The 19,685-nt window shown below is 44.6% G+C and carries 17 protein-coding genes, 1 tRNA gene and 1 other RNA gene; 14 read left to right on the forward strand and 5 right to left on the reverse strand.

The window, feature by feature from the left end; all coding sequences use genetic code 11:
• Positions 1–23 precede the first annotated feature (23 nt).
• From NST58_RS00890 to NST58_RS00900, 3 genes are all read left to right on the forward strand, one after another.
• Complete coding sequence (locus NST58_RS00890; protein ID WP_076126857.1) at positions 24–779, forward strand: SIMPL domain-containing protein; 756 nt, start codon at positions 24–26, stop codon at positions 777–779.
• A gap of 126 nt (positions 780–905) precedes the next feature.
• A complete protein-coding gene (locus tag NST58_RS00895) occupies positions 906–2,009 on the forward strand; it encodes a DUF4163 domain-containing protein (protein WP_339245660.1) in 1,104 nt (367 codons plus the stop codon).
• Positions 2,010–2,120: 111 nt separating this feature from the next.
• A complete protein-coding gene (locus tag NST58_RS00900) occupies positions 2,121–2,759 on the forward strand; it encodes a GDSL-type esterase/lipase family protein (protein WP_076186860.1) in 639 nt (212 codons plus the stop codon).
• 89 nt (positions 2,760–2,848) lie between these two features.
• On the opposite strand, the gene clpP is transcribed toward NST58_RS00900, so the two are convergent.
• Both clpP and NST58_RS00910 read right to left on the reverse strand, forming a co-directional pair.
• Complete coding sequence (gene clpP, locus NST58_RS00905) at positions 2,849–3,445, reverse strand: ATP-dependent Clp endopeptidase proteolytic subunit ClpP (protein WP_036687113.1); 597 nt, start codon at positions 3,443–3,445, stop codon at positions 2,849–2,851.
• Between the two features lie 193 nt (positions 3,446–3,638).
• Positions 3,639–3,713, reverse strand: a tRNA-Arg gene (locus tag NST58_RS00910).
• Between the two features lie 268 nt (positions 3,714–3,981).
• Between NST58_RS00910 and NST58_RS00915 the strand changes: the two genes are divergently transcribed.
• The 10 genes from NST58_RS00915 (at position 3,982) to ssrA (ending at position 16,631) form a co-directional block, all read left to right on the forward strand.
• Positions 3,982–5,034, forward strand: a complete 1,053-nt coding sequence (locus tag NST58_RS00915) for a sugar-binding domain-containing protein (protein ID WP_076126862.1) — start codon at positions 3,982–3,984, stop codon at positions 5,032–5,034.
• A 113-nt stretch (positions 5,035–5,147) separates the two neighbouring features.
• Complete coding sequence (gene gap, locus NST58_RS00920) at positions 5,148–6,158, forward strand: type I glyceraldehyde-3-phosphate dehydrogenase (RefSeq protein ID WP_036687120.1); 1,011 nt, start codon at positions 5,148–5,150, stop codon at positions 6,156–6,158.
• Between the two features lie 116 nt (positions 6,159–6,274).
• A complete protein-coding gene (locus NST58_RS00925) occupies positions 6,275–7,456 on the forward strand; it encodes a phosphoglycerate kinase (RefSeq protein ID WP_036687122.1) in 1,182 nt (393 codons plus the stop codon).
• Positions 7,457–7,482: 26 nt separating this feature from the next.
• Positions 7,483–8,235 carry a triose-phosphate isomerase gene (gene tpiA / locus NST58_RS00930; protein ID WP_036687124.1) on the forward strand — a complete coding sequence of 251 codons (753 nt, stop codon included), beginning with the start codon at positions 7,483–7,485 and terminating at the stop codon, positions 8,233–8,235.
• A gap of 1 nt (position 8,236) precedes the next feature.
• A complete protein-coding gene (gene gpmI, locus NST58_RS00935; RefSeq protein ID WP_076305439.1) occupies positions 8,237–9,781 on the forward strand; it encodes a 2,3-bisphosphoglycerate-independent phosphoglycerate mutase in 1,545 nt (514 codons plus the stop codon).
• 73 nt (positions 9,782–9,854) lie between these two features.
• Positions 9,855–11,141 (forward strand): phosphopyruvate hydratase, encoded by a 1,287-nt coding sequence (gene eno, locus NST58_RS00940; protein WP_036687130.1) that lies wholly within the window; start codon positions 9,855–9,857, stop codon positions 11,139–11,141.
• Positions 11,142–11,372: 231 nt separating this feature from the next.
• A complete protein-coding gene (gene secG / locus NST58_RS00945; RefSeq protein WP_076126868.1) occupies positions 11,373–11,606 on the forward strand; it encodes a preprotein translocase subunit SecG in 234 nt (77 codons plus the stop codon).
• Between the two features lie 354 nt (positions 11,607–11,960).
• The gene (gene rnr, locus NST58_RS00950) at positions 11,961–14,828 is read left to right on the forward strand and encodes a ribonuclease R (protein WP_076280352.1); all 2,868 of its coding nucleotides are present in this window, start codon (positions 11,961–11,963) and stop codon (positions 14,826–14,828) included.
• Between the two features lie 757 nt (positions 14,829–15,585).
• Positions 15,586–16,065: an SsrA-binding protein SmpB gene (gene smpB / locus NST58_RS00955; protein ID WP_036687155.1), complete on the forward strand. Its 480-nt coding sequence runs from the start codon at positions 15,586–15,588 to the stop codon at positions 16,063–16,065.
• Between the two features lie 201 nt (positions 16,066–16,266).
• Positions 16,267–16,631: a transfer-messenger RNA gene (ssrA, locus tag NST58_RS00960) on the forward strand.
• On the opposite strand, the gene NST58_RS00965 is transcribed toward ssrA, so the two are convergent.
• The 3 genes from NST58_RS00965 to NST58_RS00975 all read right to left on the reverse strand — a co-directional run bounded on the left by NST58_RS00965 (position 16,592) and on the right by NST58_RS00975 (position 19,148).
• Complete coding sequence (locus tag NST58_RS00965) at positions 16,592–18,097, reverse strand: recombinase family protein (RefSeq protein WP_339245664.1); 1,506 nt, start codon at positions 18,095–18,097, stop codon at positions 16,592–16,594. The genes ssrA and NST58_RS00965 overlap by 40 nt on opposite strands.
• Positions 18,098–18,180: 83 nt before the next feature.
• The gene (locus NST58_RS00970; RefSeq protein ID WP_339245666.1) at positions 18,181–18,588 is read right to left on the reverse strand and encodes a recombinase family protein; all 408 of its coding nucleotides are present in this window, start codon (positions 18,586–18,588) and stop codon (positions 18,181–18,183) included.
• A 65-nt stretch (positions 18,589–18,653) separates the two neighbouring features.
• Positions 18,654–19,148: a helix-turn-helix transcriptional regulator gene (locus tag NST58_RS00975; protein ID WP_339245668.1), complete on the reverse strand. Its 495-nt coding sequence runs from the start codon at positions 19,146–19,148 to the stop codon at positions 18,654–18,656.
• A 212-nt stretch (positions 19,149–19,360) separates the two neighbouring features.
• On the opposite strand from NST58_RS00975, the gene NST58_RS00980 reads away from it, so the two are divergent.
• The gene (locus NST58_RS00980) at positions 19,361–19,531 is read left to right on the forward strand and encodes a hypothetical protein (RefSeq protein ID WP_339245671.1); all 171 of its coding nucleotides are present in this window, start codon (positions 19,361–19,363) and stop codon (positions 19,529–19,531) included.
• The last annotated feature ends 154 nt before the right edge of the window (positions 19,532–19,685 follow it).

A 19,685-nucleotide genomic window follows, 5' to 3' on the forward strand; every position in this document is an offset into this window, starting at 1 on the left:
AGAAATGAAAGGGGCTGGCAAATATGAAAGGTTTATTGAAGAAAATTGGTTCAGTGATGATCGTAGGGAGCTTGTTAATTGGAGGGATCAGCATGAGTGGTGTTTTCCAAGGTCCTGCAAAGGCTTACGCAGATGAAGTGCAGAAAAATGTCGTTAGTGTAGTAGGTAAAGGCGAATTATCCCTCAAGCCGGATATCGTATACTTGTCCATCGGTGTGGATACTACAGCCACAACTGCGCAAGAAGCGCAGAAGACCAATGCCGCTAAAATTCAGAAGATTATGACTTTACTGAAGAATACTTGGAAAATTGCAGATAAAGATATTCAAAGCACGCAGTTTTATGTGCAACCCAATTATAGTTACAGCGAAAAAGAAGGACAGCAAGTGAAGGGGTACAACGCCAATCATACGCTGTTAGTGTCTTATAGAGATCTGACCAAGGTTGGTGAATTGCTGGACGCTGCATCTGCGGCAGGGGCGAATAATATCGGAAATGCACGTTTTTCTGTGGAAGATACTTCTGCATTTGAAGCTCAGGTGATTGAAAAAGCGATGGCGAATGCAGATGTTAAAGCAGGGGCTATTGCTAAGGCAGCTAAACGCAGCTTGGGTCAAGTGATCACGGTCAGCCAAAATGATGGCGATATCACTCCGGTTTATTTTGAACAGAATCTAAAAATGAATATGGCTGCAGCAGATGCTGGTGCAAGCACATCCGTGCAACCCGGAGTAGTTAAAGTTACAACTCAGCTGAGCGTAATGTATGAATTGAAATAGTATCAGAACAAGGTGAATGCAGAGAGGAGAGGTGTCTTCCACTAGTAATAGTGGGGGGGCGCCTCTTTTTTTGTGTAAGTTCTCTACGATTCTGTTTAATAAATTGGAAAGGAGAGGAAAAATAAGATGATGAATATTATTTCAAAAGAATCAGCGCGCAAATGGGGCATAGGTCTGATGTCAGCAGGTTTATTGTTTGTTGGAGGCCTGCTGCCCAGCGAAACGGGTTATGCAGCAGCTAGTAAAACGGAGAATAAAGCTATTGATTCGCGTATCGTTTTAAAGGCAAACGGGATAAATTCGATGCAGGAAGGTATTTTGAAGGAAGGACAGGCCTGGATTCCCCTAGCTTTTATGCGAGATGTGTTGGGATTACCGCTTGTGTATGATAAGAAGGAAAATGCGTACATGATTGGAAAAGGATCGACCAAGGCTAAGTTGATGTTATCCAGTTACGGTACTTCTGTGTGGGTGAATAACTATTTCATTCGAGAGTATGAAGGGAAGTTAATTAATAATCGCCTCTATGTTCCATCAGGATTGTTAAATGATTATATGGGTTATAAGGTAGATTGGAGTCGGGCCGCCAGTAGGCTGAATGTGGTGAACAGACCGCAGAACGCGCTGACGGTAACCACGGAAACTTATGCTAAAGATCGGGCAGAAGCTTATATTCAGCTTGATTATCCGAAGATCAGTGGATTGGGCAACTCCAGTGCGCAACAAGCTATTAATAATACTTTGAAGGAAAGTGTTATGAAATTCGCGGCGGGTGCAGAACAGGATATCTCCGATCGAGATGGAGCAGAGCCCAAATACACCTATGATTCAGGTTATGTAGTGACCTACAATCAGAATGGTGTGATCAGCATAGTGATGCATCAGTATAGTGATACGGGCGGGGCCCATGGAATGACTAACCGTGAAGCCTTCACCTTCTCGCTTAAGGATGGTAAACGTCTACTGTTGGGCGACCTGTTTGGAGCTAATCCAAACTACAAAAAACAGCTGAATGCAAAGCTGAGCAAGTTGCTGAAGGCAGAGGGTAGTTATTTGGGAGGATTCAACGGATTGAATACGGAGAAATATTTCTATCTGAAGGACGACAAGGTTGTTCTGTTCTTCCAATTATATGAGTACACAGCGTATGCTGCAGGCTTCCCTGAGTATACTTTTAGTTTCAAAGAGCTTTTGCCGGATGGCAGTAGCCCGTTTGCTGGCATAAAATAAATGGAAATGCTTCGTCTCCGCTAATGTCGGCACAAGACATCTCCCCCTTACCAGAGTTGTCTCTTGTTCATATGCTAAAGGGAGTAACTAGTTTATGAACGGGGGAGAGCTATGGGCTACCAATATACTGCAATTGGCGATTCCTTGACGACTGGATTTGGTGCTCTGCCAGGTAACGGTTTTGTACCGGTGTACCGTAGAATGGCAGAAGGGAGACTGCGGACTACTGTAGCCTCTACGAATTTAGGCGTGAACGGAATGACTACTTCAGAGCTGGAGCAGCGGCTGCGCGGAAATTCCATGATGCGTGAGGCCGTTCGAGTAGCCGATATCATCACTGTGTCTATCGGTGGTAATGATTTGATTCACGCGGCCAAATCAGCAGCAAGACAGCAAGGCAACTTATCCGCAGAACTGCGCAGATCGCTTCAGGAATGCAAACAAAATTTCTCTGCAATTATGAATATCCTTATACAATTGAAGGCGAGGACGCGTAGACCTTTTATCATTAGAATTGTGGGATTATATAACCCCTATCCTCAGGTGGTTGGTGCGACAGAGTGGGTCAGGCAGTTTAATCAATACGCAGCACAGTACAGCAGCCGAGTATGTGGATTTGCTTCGATTTACAGTGAGTTCGCAGGAAATGAGAGAGGGCTGTTATCCATTGATCATTTGCATCCGAATGGCCGGGGTTATCGCGTAATTGCCGAGAAGCTGGATGCGCTAGGTTATGGCGGGCTGGCTTAATTGGATTTAGGTCTTCTATAAAATATAAAGAGGCTGTGCTCTAACCATAACGGATAGAGCACAGCCTCTTTATATTTTTACTTTATAGCTTACACACCGCTAGGCAATGTCTTCTCGATTACTTTATCTACGATACCGTATTCAGCCGCGTCTGCAGCAGTCATGAAGTAGTCGCGATCTGTATCCTTCTCAATACGTTCTAGAGGTTGACCCGTACGTTCTGCTAGAATACGGTTCAGCTTATCGCGCAATTTAAGGATGCGGCGGGCACGGATTTCAATGTCCGTTGCTTGACCTTGAGCACCACCCAAAGGCTGGTGGATCATGATCTCGCTGTTAGGCAGTGCGAAGCGTTTGCCTTTGGCGCCAGCGTTTAGCAGGAAAGCTCCCATGGAAGCTGCCATACCCACACAGATGGTGGAAACGTCTGGTTTAATGTACTGCATTGTATCAAAAATAGCCATACCTGCAGTAATGGAACCGCCTGGGCTATTCACGTAAAGGTGAATGTCCTTGTCAGGATCTTCGGCAGCCAAGAACAGCATTTGTGCGATGATAGAATTGGCTACCACGTCATTAACCTCCGTTCCAAGGAAAATGATGCGGTCCTTCAGCAGGCGGGAATAGATGTCATAAGCGCGCTCGCCGCGGTTGCTCTGTTCTACTACCATAGGAATATAACTCACGTGGAAAACCTCCTTGATATTGGTTCTTCAAATGTATTCATTTTTACTCTTGCCGTATTACCCACATGATAAACAAATTCAAACAAAAAGTCAAAGAAAGTCAAACTTATATTCAAAAAAAAGAGCCGACAAGCGGCTCTTTGGTTAAGTAGTAGTATAGGCACTACTAAATTATGTGCAAAAATGAAATTAATGGCGCGCCCGCCAAGAATCGAACTTGGATCTCAGGCTTCGGAGGCCTACGTCATATCCATTGGACCACGGGCGCAACAAAAATGATTATAATACAATTTTTACACAATTGCAATGTAATATTAATACTGGACAAGCGCTCTAGGGACAGGCATCGGGCGCTATATCTTTTTCTGACCTTATTAATGTATAAGAAGACAAGCGCTTGAGAATTCTACTCTCGGAAGACTTGCGCTTCGAGCAATATTTGGTTAGAATATGGGTGGGACTTAAAAAGTTTACCCGGGACGTTTTGAGACCATGAACAAGGGAATAGAGGAAGACGAAGTTGCAGGAGTGAAAGTATGCGTAATTTATTAGATATCCAAAAGCAGCTTCTGCCTGATCTCATGGAAACCCTTAAGAGACGGTACACGATTCTTCATCAGATCATGCTGTCCGATATTATTGGGCGCAGAACGCTAGCCGCTTCGCTAGATATGACTGAGCGGGTACTGCGTGCCGAGACGGATCTTCTGAAATCGCAAGGGCTTATTGAGATCGAGAGTGTTGGCATGCGCATTAGCGCTGCTGGACGTAGACTGCTTGATTTGCTAGAGCCGGTTGTTAAGAGCCTATTTGGTCTGGATGAGCTGGAAGAGAAAATTCGAGCAACGTATGGTCTGGATAAAGTTATTGTAGTACCGGGTGATTGTGAGTCATCGCCGTTCACCAAACGAGAGCTTGGCCGAGCGGGTGCGAAAGCGCTGCTGAGTATACTTCGCGCAGATGATACAGTTGCCGTCACAGGTGGATCGACGCTTGCCGATATGGCTGATCAACTGGCACCGCCGTTGTCCCTTTCCTATAAGAACGCTTGGTTTGTTCCGGCGCGTGGAGGATTAGGAGAGAGTATGGAGATTCAAGCCAACACGATTGCCTCAACAATGGCAAAGCGGGTTGGAGCCAACTACCGGTTGTTGCATGTCCCTGATTTGCTTAGCGGGGATGCATACCAATCGCTGGCACTTGACTCTAATATTGGAGAGATTGTACAAACCATCCGTAGTTCGCGTATTATTGTACATGGGATTGGGGATGCCATTGAAATGACCCGCCGCCGCAAACTGGACGAGGCTACAGTCTCGGAAATCCAGGGTGAAGGGGCAGTGGCCGAATCTTTTGGCTATTATTTCAATGAAGAGGGTCAGGTTGTCCATACCATGCTTACGATGGGTCTACGTCTAGAAGATATTATCCGGACAGAGAAAGTCATCGGTATTGCAGGAGGCAAACCCAAGGCCAAAGCCATTCATGCCATGCTGCGTTTCGGGCAGGAGAATATTCTCGTCACGGACGAGGCTGCTGCAGTAGAAATAGGCAAGGAAATTGACAATCAACTACAGCTATCTTCGTAGTTTTTAGATTGCAGGCAATAACATACTTCTTGCATCATACTTAACATTGTTGTCATGACAGACCTCACCGTCTGTTTTGAATAAATAAAACGAATTCTAGGAGGAACTATTCAATGAGTGTAAAAGTTGGAATTAACGGTTTTGGACGTATTGGACGCCTTGCTTTCCGCCGTATTCAAAATGTAGAAGGTATCGAAGTGGTAGCAATCAACGACTTGACTGACGCTAAGATGCTTGCTCATTTGCTTAAATATGATACAACTCAAGGTAAATTCCAAGGTGATGTTGAAGTGCATGATGGCTTCTTCAAAGTCAATGGTAAAGAAGTTAAGGTTCTTGCTAACCGCAACCCTGAAGAATTGCCATGGGGCGACCTAGGCGTTGATATCGTACTTGAGTGCACAGGTTTCTTCACAACTAAAGAAGCAGCTGAAAAACACTTGAAAGGTGGAGCTAAGAAAGTAGTTATCTCCGCTCCAGCTACTGGCGACATGAAAACTGTCGTTTACAACGTTAACGATGACATTCTTGATGGTACTGAGACTGTTATTTCCGGCGCATCTTGCACAACTAACTGCCTAGCTCCAATGGCAAAAGTACTGAACGACAAGTTCGGTATCGTTGAAGGCTTGATGACTACAATTCATGCTTACACTGGCGACCAAAACACTTTGGATGCTCCACATGCTAAAGGTGACTTCAGACGCGCTCGTGCAGCAGCTGAGAACATCATTCCTAACACTACTGGTGCTGCTAAAGCAATCGGTCTGGTTATTCCAGAACTTAAAGGTAAATTGGATGGTGCAGCTCAACGTGTTCCAGTTGCAACTGGTTCCCTGACTGAACTTGTAACTGTTCTTGATAAGAGCGTTACTGTTGAAGAAATCAACGCAGCAATGAAAGCAGCTTCCGATCCAGACACTTATGGTTACACTGAAGATGAAATCGTATCTTCCGACATCAAAGGTATGACTTTCGGATCCCTGTTCGATGCTACACAAACTAAAGTATTGACTGTTGGCGACAAACAACTGGTTAAAACTGTTGCTTGGTATGACAATGAAATGTCCTACACTGCACAATTGGTTCGTACTTTGGAGAAATTCGCTAAAATCGCTAAGTAATTGACTTGATATAAGCAACATCTATAGAGCGGAAACAGAAATTCCTTGTTTCCGCTCTTTCTAAATGTATTTCTTGTTTCCTGCTAGAAACAATTTTGGGTGTGGAGGAATTAATCATGAACAAAAAAAGCGTCCGTGATGTAGAAGTAAAGGGTAAGCGCGTATTTGTACGCGTGGATTTCAACGTACCTGTAGAAGACGGTAAAATTACTGATGATACTCGTATTCGCGAAACACTTCCAACCATTAAATATTTGATCGAGAACGGTGCAAAGATCATTCTTGCGAGTCATATGGGTCGTCCTAAAGGCGAATTCGTAGATTCCATGCGTTTGACTACTGCTGCTGAACGTCTGTCCGAGCTCCTTGGCAAACCCGTAGCTAAAGCTGACGAAGCAATTGGCGAAGCTGTAAAAGCAAAAATCGCTGAGCTAGGCGAAGGCGACGTACTTGTACTTGAGAATGTTCGCTTCTACCCAGGTGAAGAGAAAAACGATCCTGAACTGGCTAAACAATTCGCTGAATTGGCTGATTTGTTTGTTAATGATGCGTTTGGTGCGGCTCACCGTGCACATGCATCGACAGAAGGTATCGCTCATTTCTTACCAGCTGTATCCGGTCTTTTGATGGAGAAAGAATTGTCCGTTCTTGGTAAAGCTCTTTCTAACCCAGAACGTCCTTTCACTGCGATCATCGGTGGTTCGAAAGTTAAAGACAAGATTGATGTTATTGATAACTTGTTGTCTTTGGCTGATAACGTCCTGATCGGCGGTGGATTGTCTTATACATTCACTAAAGCACAAGGCTTTGAAATCGGTAAATCACTAGTAGACAACGACAAACTTGACGTTGCTCTTGGATTCATCGAAAAAGCAAAAGCACTTGGTAAAAACTTCATGCTTCCTGTTGATGTTGTTGTTGCTGATAAATTTGGTGCTGACGCTAACACTAAGATCGTTGATTACAATGAAATCCCAGAAGGTTGGGAAGGACTTGATATCGGACCTAAGACTCGTGAACTTTATGCCGATATTATCAAGAACTCCAAGCTGGTTGTCTGGAATGGACCTATGGGCGTATTCGAAATCGATAAATTCGCTGAAGGTACACTTGCAGTAGCAAAAGCTTGTGCAACTACTGAAGGTTACACTGTTATTGGTGGCGGAGATTCCGCAGCAGCAGCAGAGAAATTCCACCTGGCTGATCAAATGGATCATATCTCCACTGGTGGCGGTGCATCCCTTGAGTTCATGGAAGGCAAGGCGCTTCCTGGCGTAGAAGCACTGAACGATAAGTAAGACCTAAGAAGGAGGCAACATAAGTCATGAGAACACCTATTATTGCAGGTAACTGGAAAATGTTCAAAACAGTTCCTGAAGCAGAAAGCTTTATTGCTGAAATTAAAGGCAAAGCAGAAGTAGAAGGCGTTGAGACTGTAATCTGCGCTCCATTTACTAACCTGCCTGCACTTGTAGCAGCTGCAAAAGGTACTAACATCAAGATTGGTGCACAAAACCTACACTTTGAAGATAACGGTGCTTACACAGGCGAGATCAGTGGTGTAATGCTAAGTGATCTTGGTGTGGACTATGTTATCATTGGCCACTCTGAGCGTCGTGCTTATTTTGGCGAAACGGATGAAATCGTGAATAAGAAAATGCATGCTGCATTCCGTCACGGAATTACTCCTATCGTATGTGTTGGCGAAAAGCTCGAAGAGCGTGAAGCTGATCAAACTAAAGCAGTATGTAAAGTACAAACTGAAGCTGCATTCCAAGGTCTTAGTGCCGAGCAAGCAGCAAAAGTTGTTATTGCATACGAACCTATCTGGGCTATTGGCACAGGTAAATCTTCCACTTCCCAAGATGCTAATGAAGTTATTGCTTACATCCGCAGTCTTGTAAAAGATCTGTATGATGCAGCAACAGCTGAAGCTGTTCGTATTCAATACGGCGGCAGCGTGAAGCCTGAGAATGTAACTGAGTACATGGGCCAAAGCGACATCGATGGTGCGCTTGTTGGCGGTGCCAGCTTACAACCGGATTCCTTCGTTCAATTGGTTGAGGGGGCGAAGTAAGATGTCAGCTCCAAAACCCGTAGCTTTGATCATCATGGATGGTTTTGGTTTGCGTGGAACGACAGAAGGTAATGCCGTTGCTCAAGCCAACAAACCTAACTATGACCGTTACCTGAAACAATATCCTAACACTACACTCACTGCTTGCGGTGAAGCTGTAGGCCTTCCGGAAGGGCAAATGGGCAACTCCGAAGTAGGGCATTTGAATATTGGTGCAGGCCGGATCGTTTATCAGGATTTGACTCGTATCGATAAATCGATTCGCGAGGGTGAGTTCTTCGATAACGAAACCCTGGTTAGCGCAGTTAGAAATGCTAAGAACACTGGCAAAAAGCTTCACCTTTATGCGCTTGTATCCGACGGAGGGGTACATAGCCATATTAACCACCTGTTTGCTATGCTTGACCTGGCTAAAAAAGAAGATATGCATGAAGTGTATATCCATGCTTTTATGGACGGTCGTGACGTAGCTCCTGATAGTGGGAAGAAGTTTGTCCAAGATCTAGTAGCTAAAATCGAAGAGGTTGGCGTGGGTACAATTGCAACGGTGTCCGGACGTTATTACGCAATGGATCGTGATAAACGTTGGGAACGTGTAGAGAAAGCCTACCGTGCTATGGTTTATGGTGAAGGCCCTAAATACACGGATGCTGTGCAAGCCATCACTTCATCTTATGAAAACTCGGTATTTGATGAATTCGTTGAACCTAGTGTAATTGTAAACAGTGAAGGCAAACCTGTAACGGCAGTAGAGAGCGGCGATTCCGTCGTATTCCTCAACTTCCGTCCTGACCGTGCTATTCAATTGTCACAAGTGTTCACGAATCAAGATTTCCGCGGTTTCGATCGTGGTCCTTTGTTCCCGCAAAACCTGCACTTCGTATGCCTAACTACTTTCAGCGAAACGGTACAAGGTTATGTAGCCTATTCACCGAAGAACCTGGATAACACATTGGGTGAAGTGCTTGTTCAACAAAACAAGAAGCAACTGCGCATCGCGGAAACTGAGAAATATCCGCATGTAACCTTCTTCTTCAGCGGTGGACGTGACGAGGAGCTTCCTGGTGAAACTCGGATCTTAATCAACTCTCCTAAAGTGGCAACCTATGATCTTCAACCTGAGATGAGCGCATACGAAGTGGCTGCAGCCTGCGTAGCGGAAATCGAAGCGGAAAGACAGGATGCTATCATTCTTAACTTTGCCAATCCTGATATGGTTGGACACTCCGGCATGCTGGAACCAACAATCAAGGCTGTAGAAGTGACGGATGAGTGTGTAGGTAAAGTAGTGGATGCGGTTGTTGCCAAAGGTGGCGTTGCCATTATTATCGCTGACCATGGTAATGCAGATATGGTATTTGACGAGAACGGTCGCCCGTTCACAGCTCATACAACCAATCCTGTTCCGTTCATCGTGACTACTGAGAATGTTGTATTGCGTGAATCCGGTATTCTTGCAGACGTAGCACCAACAATCCTAGATTTGATGGGACTTCCGCAACCTGCGGAAATGACCGGACAATCCATGATTGCTAGCCGTAAGTAAGGTAAGGTATAACGCCTTTGATTTTAAGCTATACAAGTAAGACCAAAACAATGTTAAAAGGAGATTAACTTACATGACTATTATTTCTGATGTATATGCTCGCGAAGTCCTTGACTCCCGTGGTAACCCTACTGTAGAGGTTGACGTTTATCTGGAATCCGGTGCTAAAGGCCGCGCTATCGTTCCTTCCGGCGCTTCCACTGGTGCTCACGAAGCTGTAGAACTTCGTGATGGCGACAAATCCCGTTACATGGGTAAAGGCGTTCTGAAAGCTGTTGAGAACGTAAATGAAATCATCGCTCCAGAAGTTATCGGTATGGACGCTCTTGACCAAGTGGGCATCGACAAATTGATGATTACTTTGGACGGAACTCCTAACAAAGGTAAATTGGGCGCTAACGCAATCCTAGCTGTATCCATGGCAGTAGCTCGTGCAGCTGCAGCAGCTTTGGATATTCCTTTGTACGTATACCTGGGCGGATTCAACGCTAAAACTCTACCAGTACCAATGATGAACATCATCAATGGTGGTGAGCATGCGGACAACAACATCGACGTTCAAGAGTTCATGGTTCTTCCTGTAGGAGCTCCAAGCTTCAAAGAAGCTCTTCGCACAGGTGCTGAAATCTTCCACAACTTGAAATCCGTACTTCAATCCAAAGGCCTGAACACAGCTGTAGGTGACGAAGGTGGTTTCGCACCGAACCTTGGTTCGAATGAAGAAGCAATCACTACAATCATCGAAGCTATTGAAAAAGCTGGTTACAAACCAGGTGTTGACGTATTCTTGGGTATGGACGTTGCTTCCACTGAGTTCTACAAAGACGGTAAATACACCCTTGCTGGCGAAGGTAAATCTTACACTTCCGCTGAGTATGTTGACCTTCTTGCTTCATGGGTTGAAAAATATCCTATCATCACAATCGAAGACGGTATGTCCGAAGACGACTGGGATGGCTGGAAATTGCTTACTGAAAAATTGGGCGATAAAGTCCAATTGGTTGGTGACGACTTGTTCGTTACTAACACTGAGCGTCTTGCAACAGGTATCGAAAAAGGTATCGGTAACTCCATCTTGGTTAAGGTTAACCAAATTGGTACATTGACTGAAACTTTTGATGCTATCGAAATGGCTAAACGTGCTGGTTACACAGCAGTTATCTCCCACCGTTCCGGTGAATCCGAAGATAGCACAATCGCTGACATCGCTGTTGCGACTAATGCTGGTCAAATCAAAACAGGTGCTCCTTCCCGTACAGACCGTGTTGCTAAATACAACCAATTGCTTCGCATCGAAGATGAGTTGGGTGAATTGGCTCAATACAACGGCCTGAAATCCTTCTACAACCTTAAAAGATAATCTGCTTTTATAGCAGACTTCGAAGACCCGCCGTTATGGCGGGTCTTTTTTATGATTTGAAGAAGATAGACTTTAATAGGTTTATCCTTATCTTGCAAGAAAAGCTACGACTTAACAGTCTAAGCTGTTGTATTACCGACAGCGCTATGATAAAATAAGAATACTGTTTATGTATCGTGATAACCTAAATTACCATAGATAGTGATGCTTAGGCGTAGGAGGTGGAAGTGAATGGATATTTTTTTGAAAGTTGTGCTCCTGATTTTTTCCGTCGGTCTTATTGCGGTCGTTCTTCTGCAAAAGGGGAAAAGCGCGGGTCTTTCCGGTGCCATCTCTGGCGGTGCTGAGCATCTCTTTGGTAAAACAAAAGCTCGTGGTATGGAGCTTGTACTACAACGTGTAACTGTTGGACTTGCTGCTGGTTTCTTCATCATGGCGATTCTAGCTGCTATTCTAATCGACTAAAAGATCTACCGTAAGCCCTCGCTCTGTTCTAAATGGAATAGAGCGGAGGCTTTTTTGTTATATTAAAAGGAGTTAAAAAGCACCTAAGGGTGCTTTTCTTTTCATATTCGCAAAGAAAAAGGCTGGATCGATAGGAAGTAAATCTGAAATTGGCATGGATGTATTTCAGCAGTTAAAGGAAATTTTGTACTGTGTTAACCTTTGGATGACAGTAACAGGGATGCGCAGGATTGATTTCGTGTATACTAGGGTATGAAGTAGTAAAGGTAAAATTTACTTGGCATTACTGCAGGGCAGGACAAGATATACATATTTGCCAGCGGCTTGAAGCCGCGGAGGGCTGGGGTGACGAACATGATAACACAAGAAATATTACTCGATTTCATGCGGGAAACTGCATATAAACCAATGACTTATGAAGAGCTGGTGAGTCATTTTGCTCTAGAGGATAGTGAAGGGTTTAAAAAGTTCGAGGAGCTGCTGATTGAATTAGAGCAGGATGGAAGAATTGTATTGACCCGTACTGCACGCTATGGCGTGCCAGAACGGATGGATTTACTGCGTGGACGTTTACAAGCACATGCGAAGGGTTTTGCTTTTTTAATCCCGGATGATCGTGATCATCCTGACGTATATATCCATGCAAATGATCTTAAGGGAGCTATGAATGGCGATATCGTTCTGATTCGTATTACCTCTAAAAGTCCGTCCGGCGGACGTATGGAAGGCGAAGTAGTACGTATTGTAAAACGTGGCGTGTTGCAGACGGTAGGTGTTTTTCAAAACCTGGAGACCTATGGTTTTGTGCTGCCTGATGACAAGCGGATTAATCGTGATATTTTTATTCCGAAGCAATCCTTTAAAGGTGCTGTAGATGGTCAAAAGGTCGTTGTGCGTATTGTGAGTTATCCGGAAGGCCGAGCAGCGGCAGAGGGTGAAATTATTGAAATTCTCGGACATAAGGATGATCCGGGTGTTGATATTCTTTCCATTATCCGCAAACATCAATTGCCTGAAGCATTTCCAGCTGAAGTGATGGATGAAGCCGATAGTGCTCCTGATTCAATTACAGAAGAGGAGATTGCGGAGCAAGGAAGACGCGACCTGCGCGGGCTGAACATTGTTACGATTGATGGCGAAGATGCTAAGGATTTGGATGATGCGGTAAACGTACAGCGCTTGGAGAATGGACATTACAAGCTGGGCGTCCATATAGCAGACGTAGGTTATTATGTGCGTGAAGGCTCTGAGCTGGATAAAGAAGCCTATGACCGCGGTTGTAGTGTGTATTTGGTAGACCGGGTTATTCCGATGTTGCCGCACCGTCTATCGAACGGGATTTGCAGCTTGAATCCACAGGTAGACCGGTTAACAATGTCCTGTGAAATGGAATTTAACGAGCAAATGAAGGTTGTGAAGCACGATGTCTTTACGAGCGTGATTCGCACCAAAGAGAGAATGACTTACTCCAATGTTCGTAAAATTCTCGAAGATGAAGATCCAGAGCTGCTGGAACGTTATAGTCCACTAATTGATGATTTCCGCCTCATGAAAGAATTGGCGATGAAGCTGCGCGATGCGCGGATGCGCCGGGGTGCGGTTGATTTTGATTTTGAAGAGAGCAAAATCATCGTCGACGAGAACGGCAAGGCTGTAGATATCGTGAAGCGTGAACGTTCTGTAGCGGAGCAGATTATCGAGGAGTTTATGCTGGCGGCAAATGAAACGGTTGCTGAGCATTTCCACTGGTTGAAGGTTCCGTTCCTTTACCGGATTCACGAAGATCCAGATCCAGAGAAGCTGCAGAATTTTATGGCTTTTGCGGCCAATTTCGGATATCACGTCAAGGGCCGTGGCAATTCGGTTCATCCACGTGCTTTGCAGGATCTGTTGGAGCAAATCCAAGGCACAAAGGAACAGACGGTCATCAGTACGATGATGCTGCGTTCCATGAAGCAGGCAAAGTATGATGCGGAGAGCACGGGCCATTTCGGACTGGCTGCGGAATACTATTCTCACTTTACTTCTCCAATTCGCCGGTACCCCGATCTGGTCATTCACCGCGTAATGCGTGAAGTGATTGAGAATGGAGGGGCACTGACCCAGAAACGGCATGATTATTTGTCTAGCCGGATGCCTGACATTGCTCAGCAGTCCTCGGAACGCGAGCGTGTGGCGGTAGAAGCTGAACGCGATACGGAGCAACTGAAGAAAGCAGAATACATGCAGGATAAAGTAGGCGAGGAATTCGAGGCTATGGTCAGCAGTGTGACCAGCTTCGGAATGTTCATCGAGCTGGATAATACCGTCGAAGGTCTTATTCGTCTCAGTGCAATGAGCGACGATTATTATCACTTCGACGAAGGTCATATGGCGCTTATTGGCGAGCGCACATCGCGTGTGTTCCGCATTGGTGACGAGGTGAAGATCCGAGTCGCCAAAGTAAATATGGATGACCACACGATCGATTTCGAGTTGGTCGACATGAAGCCACGCGCGCCAGGCGAGCACCGCGGCGGTGGTTTTGCAGGCGGCCGCGGAGGCAAGGGCGGCCGTTCGGGCGGCGGCTTCATTAAGCCGGCCGGGGGCAAAGGCGCCGCGGGCAAGGGACGCGGCGGTAAAGGCAAGCCCGGCGGCGCTGCTGCAGGCGCGGGCAAGGGCAAGCCGGGCGCAGCTGTGCGCGCCGGTGAAGGGCCGCGCGAAGCGGCCGGTGTTGGCGCAGCGGGCGGACGCGGTAAGCGGAAGCGCGGGCGCGAGGCCGGCGAGGATGCGAGCCGGGTAGTTGCTGCGCCGGGCGCAGAGCGCGGAGGCGAAGCCGGCGGCAACGCAGGCGCGCCGCGTGAGCGCAGCGGCGGGCGAGGCCGCGGCGGAGACACCGGCGGTGCCGGTGGTGGACGCGGCATCAGCTTCGGCTTTGGCTCCGGCAAAGGCGGATACGGCGCTCCTGCGTCCGACTCCTCCGGCGGCGAAGCGCGGGGCGTGGACGGCAGCACGAAGTTCCGCAGCCGCGAGGATCGCGGGGGGAACTTTGGCGGTGGAGAAGGCCGTAACGGTGCTCCTACAGGCAAAGGCCGCCGCAAAAAGAAAACCAAAGGCGGCGTGTTCATCGGCCAGTCCGTGACACCAGGCAACGTAGAGACTTCTGAGCAAGTCACTTCTAAACGGAGTGACAATAATGGCGGCGCTCCAGAAGGAGCACCACGTAAGCGTAAAAAGAAATAAATGACGGTTATGCGTTGCGTAACTCTATAACGATACTAAGCACCGTCCCTCTTGGGAGCGGTGCTTTTTAACTCATAACAGGCTTGGTTAATTGCATTATGTGCAGTTAAATTTGGGTTATGTAGTAAAAGTGGCAGTTAGTTGCATTTTGTACATCTAAATCTGATGAGTTACCTCTAATTGGTTTGATTTCGCTTTTTTAGCTGCAGAAAGTGCAACTAATTAGTTTTTTGGCGGTGATAAGGCTTAAATAGTTGCACGAAATACATTTATATAGAAAAACGTAGGTGATAGCAAAGTGGAGAGGTAGAGGATAGGTGCAGTATAGGATAGGCACAGTATAGGTAAAAGCGGCACTATTTGAATAGGCGTCGAATAGATGTATATCCAAGTAGGGGGAAGCGGATAATTGAGAACAAATAGGTAATAAGTAATTAGGGTAGATGGATATAGATATGTGGAGATTAGTGGATAACTATCTGTTAATTAAGGCGCACAAGTAAAAGGGTAACCTCGCTATTTTCCAAAAAAGTCCAGATCAACTCAAATTAATGTTTTTTGTAACAAATGCTAGATATTGGATAATGTTACTGACAACTATATGACAAATTAGGTAAGGTATATTTGGTTGAAGGTTCCTTGCGCTCACTTGATTCCATTTGTTACAATATAGATCAGACGTTCGATGGCTGTGTCGTTTAAGATTAGACAGACATGGTTACTTTAACTTATGAATATGATTCAAGGAGTGATTCTCATGGGTAAAAAAGCAGACGGGAAAGTACTCGCCCAGAACAAGAAAGCTTCCCATGATTATTTTATCGAGGATACTTATGAAGCTGGCTTGGTGCTGACGGGTACAGAGATCAAGTCGCTGCGTAATGGCCGCGCTAATATTGGAGATGCTTTTGCTACGATTCGCAATGGTGAGATTCAGATTCACAACATGCATATCAGCCCTTTTGAACAAGGTAACCGTGCCAATCCTACTGATCCCACACGCACACGTAAATTGTTAATGCATAAGGAGCAAATTCATAAACTGCTGGGCTTGTCCAAGCGAGATGGATTTACGATTGTGCCACTTAAGATTTATGTGCGGAATGGCTATGCGAAGCTGCTGATTGGTCTTGGTAAAGGTAAAAAAGAGTATGACAAACGTGACTCGGCTGCCAAGCGAGATGCTCAACGTGATATCCAGCGTGTACTGCGTGATAAGCAAAAGATCGCCAGATAATCTGGGAGAACTAGACGATTCAAAGGAGTTCCAGTTTCAACCTTCAATTCCTTTAACCCACGTGTTAAAGTGTTGATAAATGTGCTATACTGAGTAAGTAAGTTAGTTATTGCTTCGTTACAGTTTTCTTGAATAAGAAGCTGTAGATTGGATCTCTCTTGCTTGGAAGATCCGCTTGATCCGAAGCGCCCTTTTTAATGAGGGGCCGTTCTTGGATTCGACGGGGATAGTTCGAGCATGAGTAGCGAGTAGTGGGGACGCGTCCGCTTCATCAACGCTAAAGCCTATTAAACGGCAAACAACAAAACAACTACGCTTTCGCAGCCTAAGAAACTGTGTGCGTGCTTCTACTCTGCATCGCCCATGTGACAGGGATAGGGGCTAACAAATAGTGGGATACGCTGTCTCATCTCCGCCTGCGGTGAGCTGAAGAAGACAATCAGGCTGACCCAACGTATAGCCGGTTACGGGGCGATACTCGGGTGACATCAAAACTGTGACTACACTCGTAGAAGCTTATGTGCCGTTATCTTCGGACAGGGGTTCGACTCCCCTCGGCTCCATCTATCGTATGTACAATTAGGAATACTTCAACGGTTTCCTGAGAGACGACGACCCGTTTAACATAAGTCTGGATGATCTTTTTAAGATCTTCCGGATTTTTGTTTTTTATTGCGACAATATCTTTTTCCAAGTATTGAACGACCATTTCACGGCTTATTTTAAGCTTCAAGGACTTACGTGTGGCATCACGAATTATAGCTTCTATCTCCGCTTTCTCTTGCTCCAGTTTAGATAATCTATCCGTCAGGGCTGTGCTGGCCGTACCATTAGCGATATGATCAATGATGTTATCAATCTTCTTTTGAATATCATTGGATCTACCCCGAAAAGCTTTAACATCAATAGTATCCGTCTTCTTCATATTCTCATAAAATTCTATGACTTGATCGGCCAGACTTTGGATTGATGAAGGATTCAACAAGTTTTTCTGCAAATCTTCAATCACTAGATTCTCTATGAAATCTTTATTGATGGCTTTCAGATCACAATCTCCGGCTCTCCGTCTTGTACCACAATGATATCTTGAGTACTCATGCTTGTTTCGGCCATCTTTTGCGGTATGGCCCGATAGCAAGGCTCCACACTGTGAACAGTACATCTTACCGCTGAGTAAATAATTCACCTTGGCTTTATTTGATGCGTTCATTTGACTCCTCCTTAACTTCTCTTGGACTGTTTTGAATAAATTTGTATCGATGATTTGAGGCATTCCTCCGGGAATTCGTACAATATCCTCTTCGGTTTTTACAGGGCTCCACTTCTTCCTTCCCTTGGATCGATTGAAGATGTAAACACCAGTATATTTTTCATTTGTGAGAATACTCCGTAATGTAGATTGACTAAATGGTTTACCAGTTTTGGCTCTTAAGCCGCGTTCATTGAGCATACCTATTAACCGCTTATAACCATAGCCTTCAGCAAATCTTTGAAAGATAAATCGAACGGTGTCGGCTTCAGATTCATTGAGGATGTACCTTTTATCGGGTCCTACATCATAACCTAGCGAGGGCTTACCACCTGTATGCTGGCATTTCAGTGCGGTTTCATTTAAGCCTTTCTTTACTTCACGGCTTAAATTTTGTGAATAGTATTCTGCCATACCTTCAAGCATACTTTCCAGAATTATTGATTCTGGACTCCCATCAAGATTCTCCAATACTGAAACTAACTGTACTCCACATTTATTTAACTCACGTTTGTAAAACGCGCTGTCATATCTATTACGAGCAAAGCGATCCAGTTTGTGTACTATTACGACTTGAAAGTCCCTAGTAACCGCATCTTTAACCATTTGCAGAAACTGTGGACGATTGTCAGTAGTCGCACTTCGGGCTTCGTCTCTATATTCTCTGATGATTTGGTAACCGTTACGAGTTGCATAGTCTTTGATAGCTCTTACTTGGGCATCTATGGATTCTTCACGTTGGTTGTCCGAACTATAGCGAGCGTAAATTACAGCGTTTATCATTTGAATGGCCTCCAATAATTATTTTATAGAAAAAGGCATACCGCTAGGCATGCCGTAGTGAATCGGTGTTGAAAGATACAAGCCTAATATATTTCTAAATTACGTGAATAGTGTTCCGCGATGCCTTCAAGTAGGCTTTCAATTATGATGAGATCAGGACTTTTATCAAGACTTGCCATTACGGGTATTAATTCTATTCCGTACTTCTTCAATATATGTTTGTAATAAGAAGCATCAAATCTATCACGTGAAAAAAGTTCTAAATTGTATACAATAACCTTCTGAAACCCCTGGCCAGCTGAATCTTTGATTAATTGCAGAAACTGTGGGCGGTTGTGAGGAGTCCCACTCCGTGTCTCATCACGATATTCTCTGATAATTTGGTAGCCGTGTTGGGCTGCATATTCTTTAATAGCCACTGATTGAATTTCGGCGGATTGCTGATGTTGATCTTTAGAATTATAACTGATGTAAATTACTGCATTGATCATTTTTATAACCTCCAATTGTAGTTCTTAAATGATATAGATAGGGAAGTAAGCTACAGCTCTTATAATTAATCTTCTTCTCGGGATATTTGAGTAGCTTGATCATTTTTGTTACGTTCGGCCAAGTGCTTCACTAGGTCCTCAATGTTTCTACTAATAAAAATAAAATCTTCTCGCGATAAATATTGCGAGTTTTGGAACAGTGTCCGTGTAATTGGACTAAGACATAGTTTTTGAAGTAATTCCCCCTCATCTTCATTTATTACAATGGGGTTTGCTCTCTTCATATCAGTGAGTACTCGTTCAAGTTGATCATCAACATCAAGTGAGTTCTCGCCGCTTGTTGCCAGCACGGCCATGATCTTCGTCAGGTCTTCCTCGGTGTATCCTAGTGCTCTTATGAGTTTACTGGTAACAGCAGTAGAAGGATTTTCTTTCTTTCCCCTTTCTAAATTACTTATGTAGCTGCCTGGCACTCCGGAAATTCGTGCAAGCTCGTTTACACCAATTTCTCGCTTATTCCTTAATGTTTGTAGAATTACTCCAAAACTCATAAAGCTCATAAACTGACACCTCCAATTGATATCTGTTAGATTACAATAACTAATAATTCCGTATATATCAATCATTAAAATTACTAGTATACATTAGATATAGCGAGTATTAATGAGAAAATATATTCTTTTATAATCTGAAGAGAGGAAAGCTGATTTTCGTTATCTGGATAATGATGATAGACTGTCGTGTGTAAATTGAATGTATGGGAGGACTCCATTTGAGTAGGAAAAGAATCATCGCAACTACCTATCAAAGGGAAAGTGGAACTCAGACCCATCAGGAGATAGGTGAGATGCTGTTATCGGACGATTATAATGAGTCGATTGTAATTGAAAGTTTGCTACAGGGCTTTCTGAACAGCACGTCTAATGCAACTTCGGGTGACTGAACACTTTTCATACACTAATGAGGATTAATAATGAGATAGATTTACATACAAAAGAGGAAGAACTATGAGCGATAGAGACAACGAGGGGGGATTCACAAAACTGACACATTTATATTGTCATACAAACAGATTAGAGGCTATTAAAGAAAAGAAA

The sequence above is a fragment of the Paenibacillus sp. FSL R10-2796 genome, from assembly GCF_037965315.1.
Lineage (GTDB): Bacteria > Bacillota > Bacilli > Paenibacillales > Paenibacillaceae > Paenibacillus_AQ > Paenibacillus_AQ odorifer.

Coding starts and splice junctions, on each gene's coding strand:
- NST58_RS00895 (WP_339245660.1), top strand. CDS start 906: ATGATGAATATTATTTCAAAAGAATCAGCGCGCAAATGGGGCATAGGT.
- eno (WP_036687130.1), top strand. CDS start 9,855: ATGACTATTATTTCTGATGTATATGCTCGCGAAGTCCTTGACTCCCGT.
- NST58_RS00900 (WP_076186860.1), top strand. CDS start 2,121: ATGGGCTACCAATATACTGCAATTGGCGATTCCTTGACGACTGGATTT.
- NST58_RS00965 (WP_339245664.1), bottom strand. CDS start 18,097: ATGATAAACGCTGTAATTTACGCTCGCTATAGTTCGGACAACCAACGT.
- NST58_RS00890 (WP_076126857.1), top strand. CDS start 24: ATGAAAGGTTTATTGAAGAAAATTGGTTCAGTGATGATCGTAGGGAGC.
- NST58_RS00925 (WP_036687122.1), top strand. CDS start 6,275: ATGAACAAAAAAAGCGTCCGTGATGTAGAAGTAAAGGGTAAGCGCGTA.
- NST58_RS00970 (WP_339245666.1), bottom strand. CDS start 18,588: ATGATCAATGCAGTAATTTACATCAGTTATAATTCTAAAGATCAACAT.
- gap (WP_036687120.1), top strand. CDS start 5,148: ATGAGTGTAAAAGTTGGAATTAACGGTTTTGGACGTATTGGACGCCTT.
- NST58_RS00915 (WP_076126862.1), top strand. CDS start 3,982: ATGCGTAATTTATTAGATATCCAAAAGCAGCTTCTGCCTGATCTCATG.
- NST58_RS00975 (WP_339245668.1), bottom strand. CDS start 19,148: ATGAGCTTTATGAGTTTTGGAGTAATTCTACAAACATTAAGGAATAAG.
- secG (WP_076126868.1), top strand. CDS start 11,373: ATGGATATTTTTTTGAAAGTTGTGCTCCTGATTTTTTCCGTCGGTCTT.
- smpB (WP_036687155.1), top strand. CDS start 15,586: ATGGGTAAAAAAGCAGACGGGAAAGTACTCGCCCAGAACAAGAAAGCT.
- gpmI (WP_076305439.1), top strand. CDS start 8,237: ATGTCAGCTCCAAAACCCGTAGCTTTGATCATCATGGATGGTTTTGGT.
- tpiA (WP_036687124.1), top strand. CDS start 7,483: ATGAGAACACCTATTATTGCAGGTAACTGGAAAATGTTCAAAACAGTT.
- rnr (WP_076280352.1), top strand. CDS start 11,961: ATGATAACACAAGAAATATTACTCGATTTCATGCGGGAAACTGCATAT.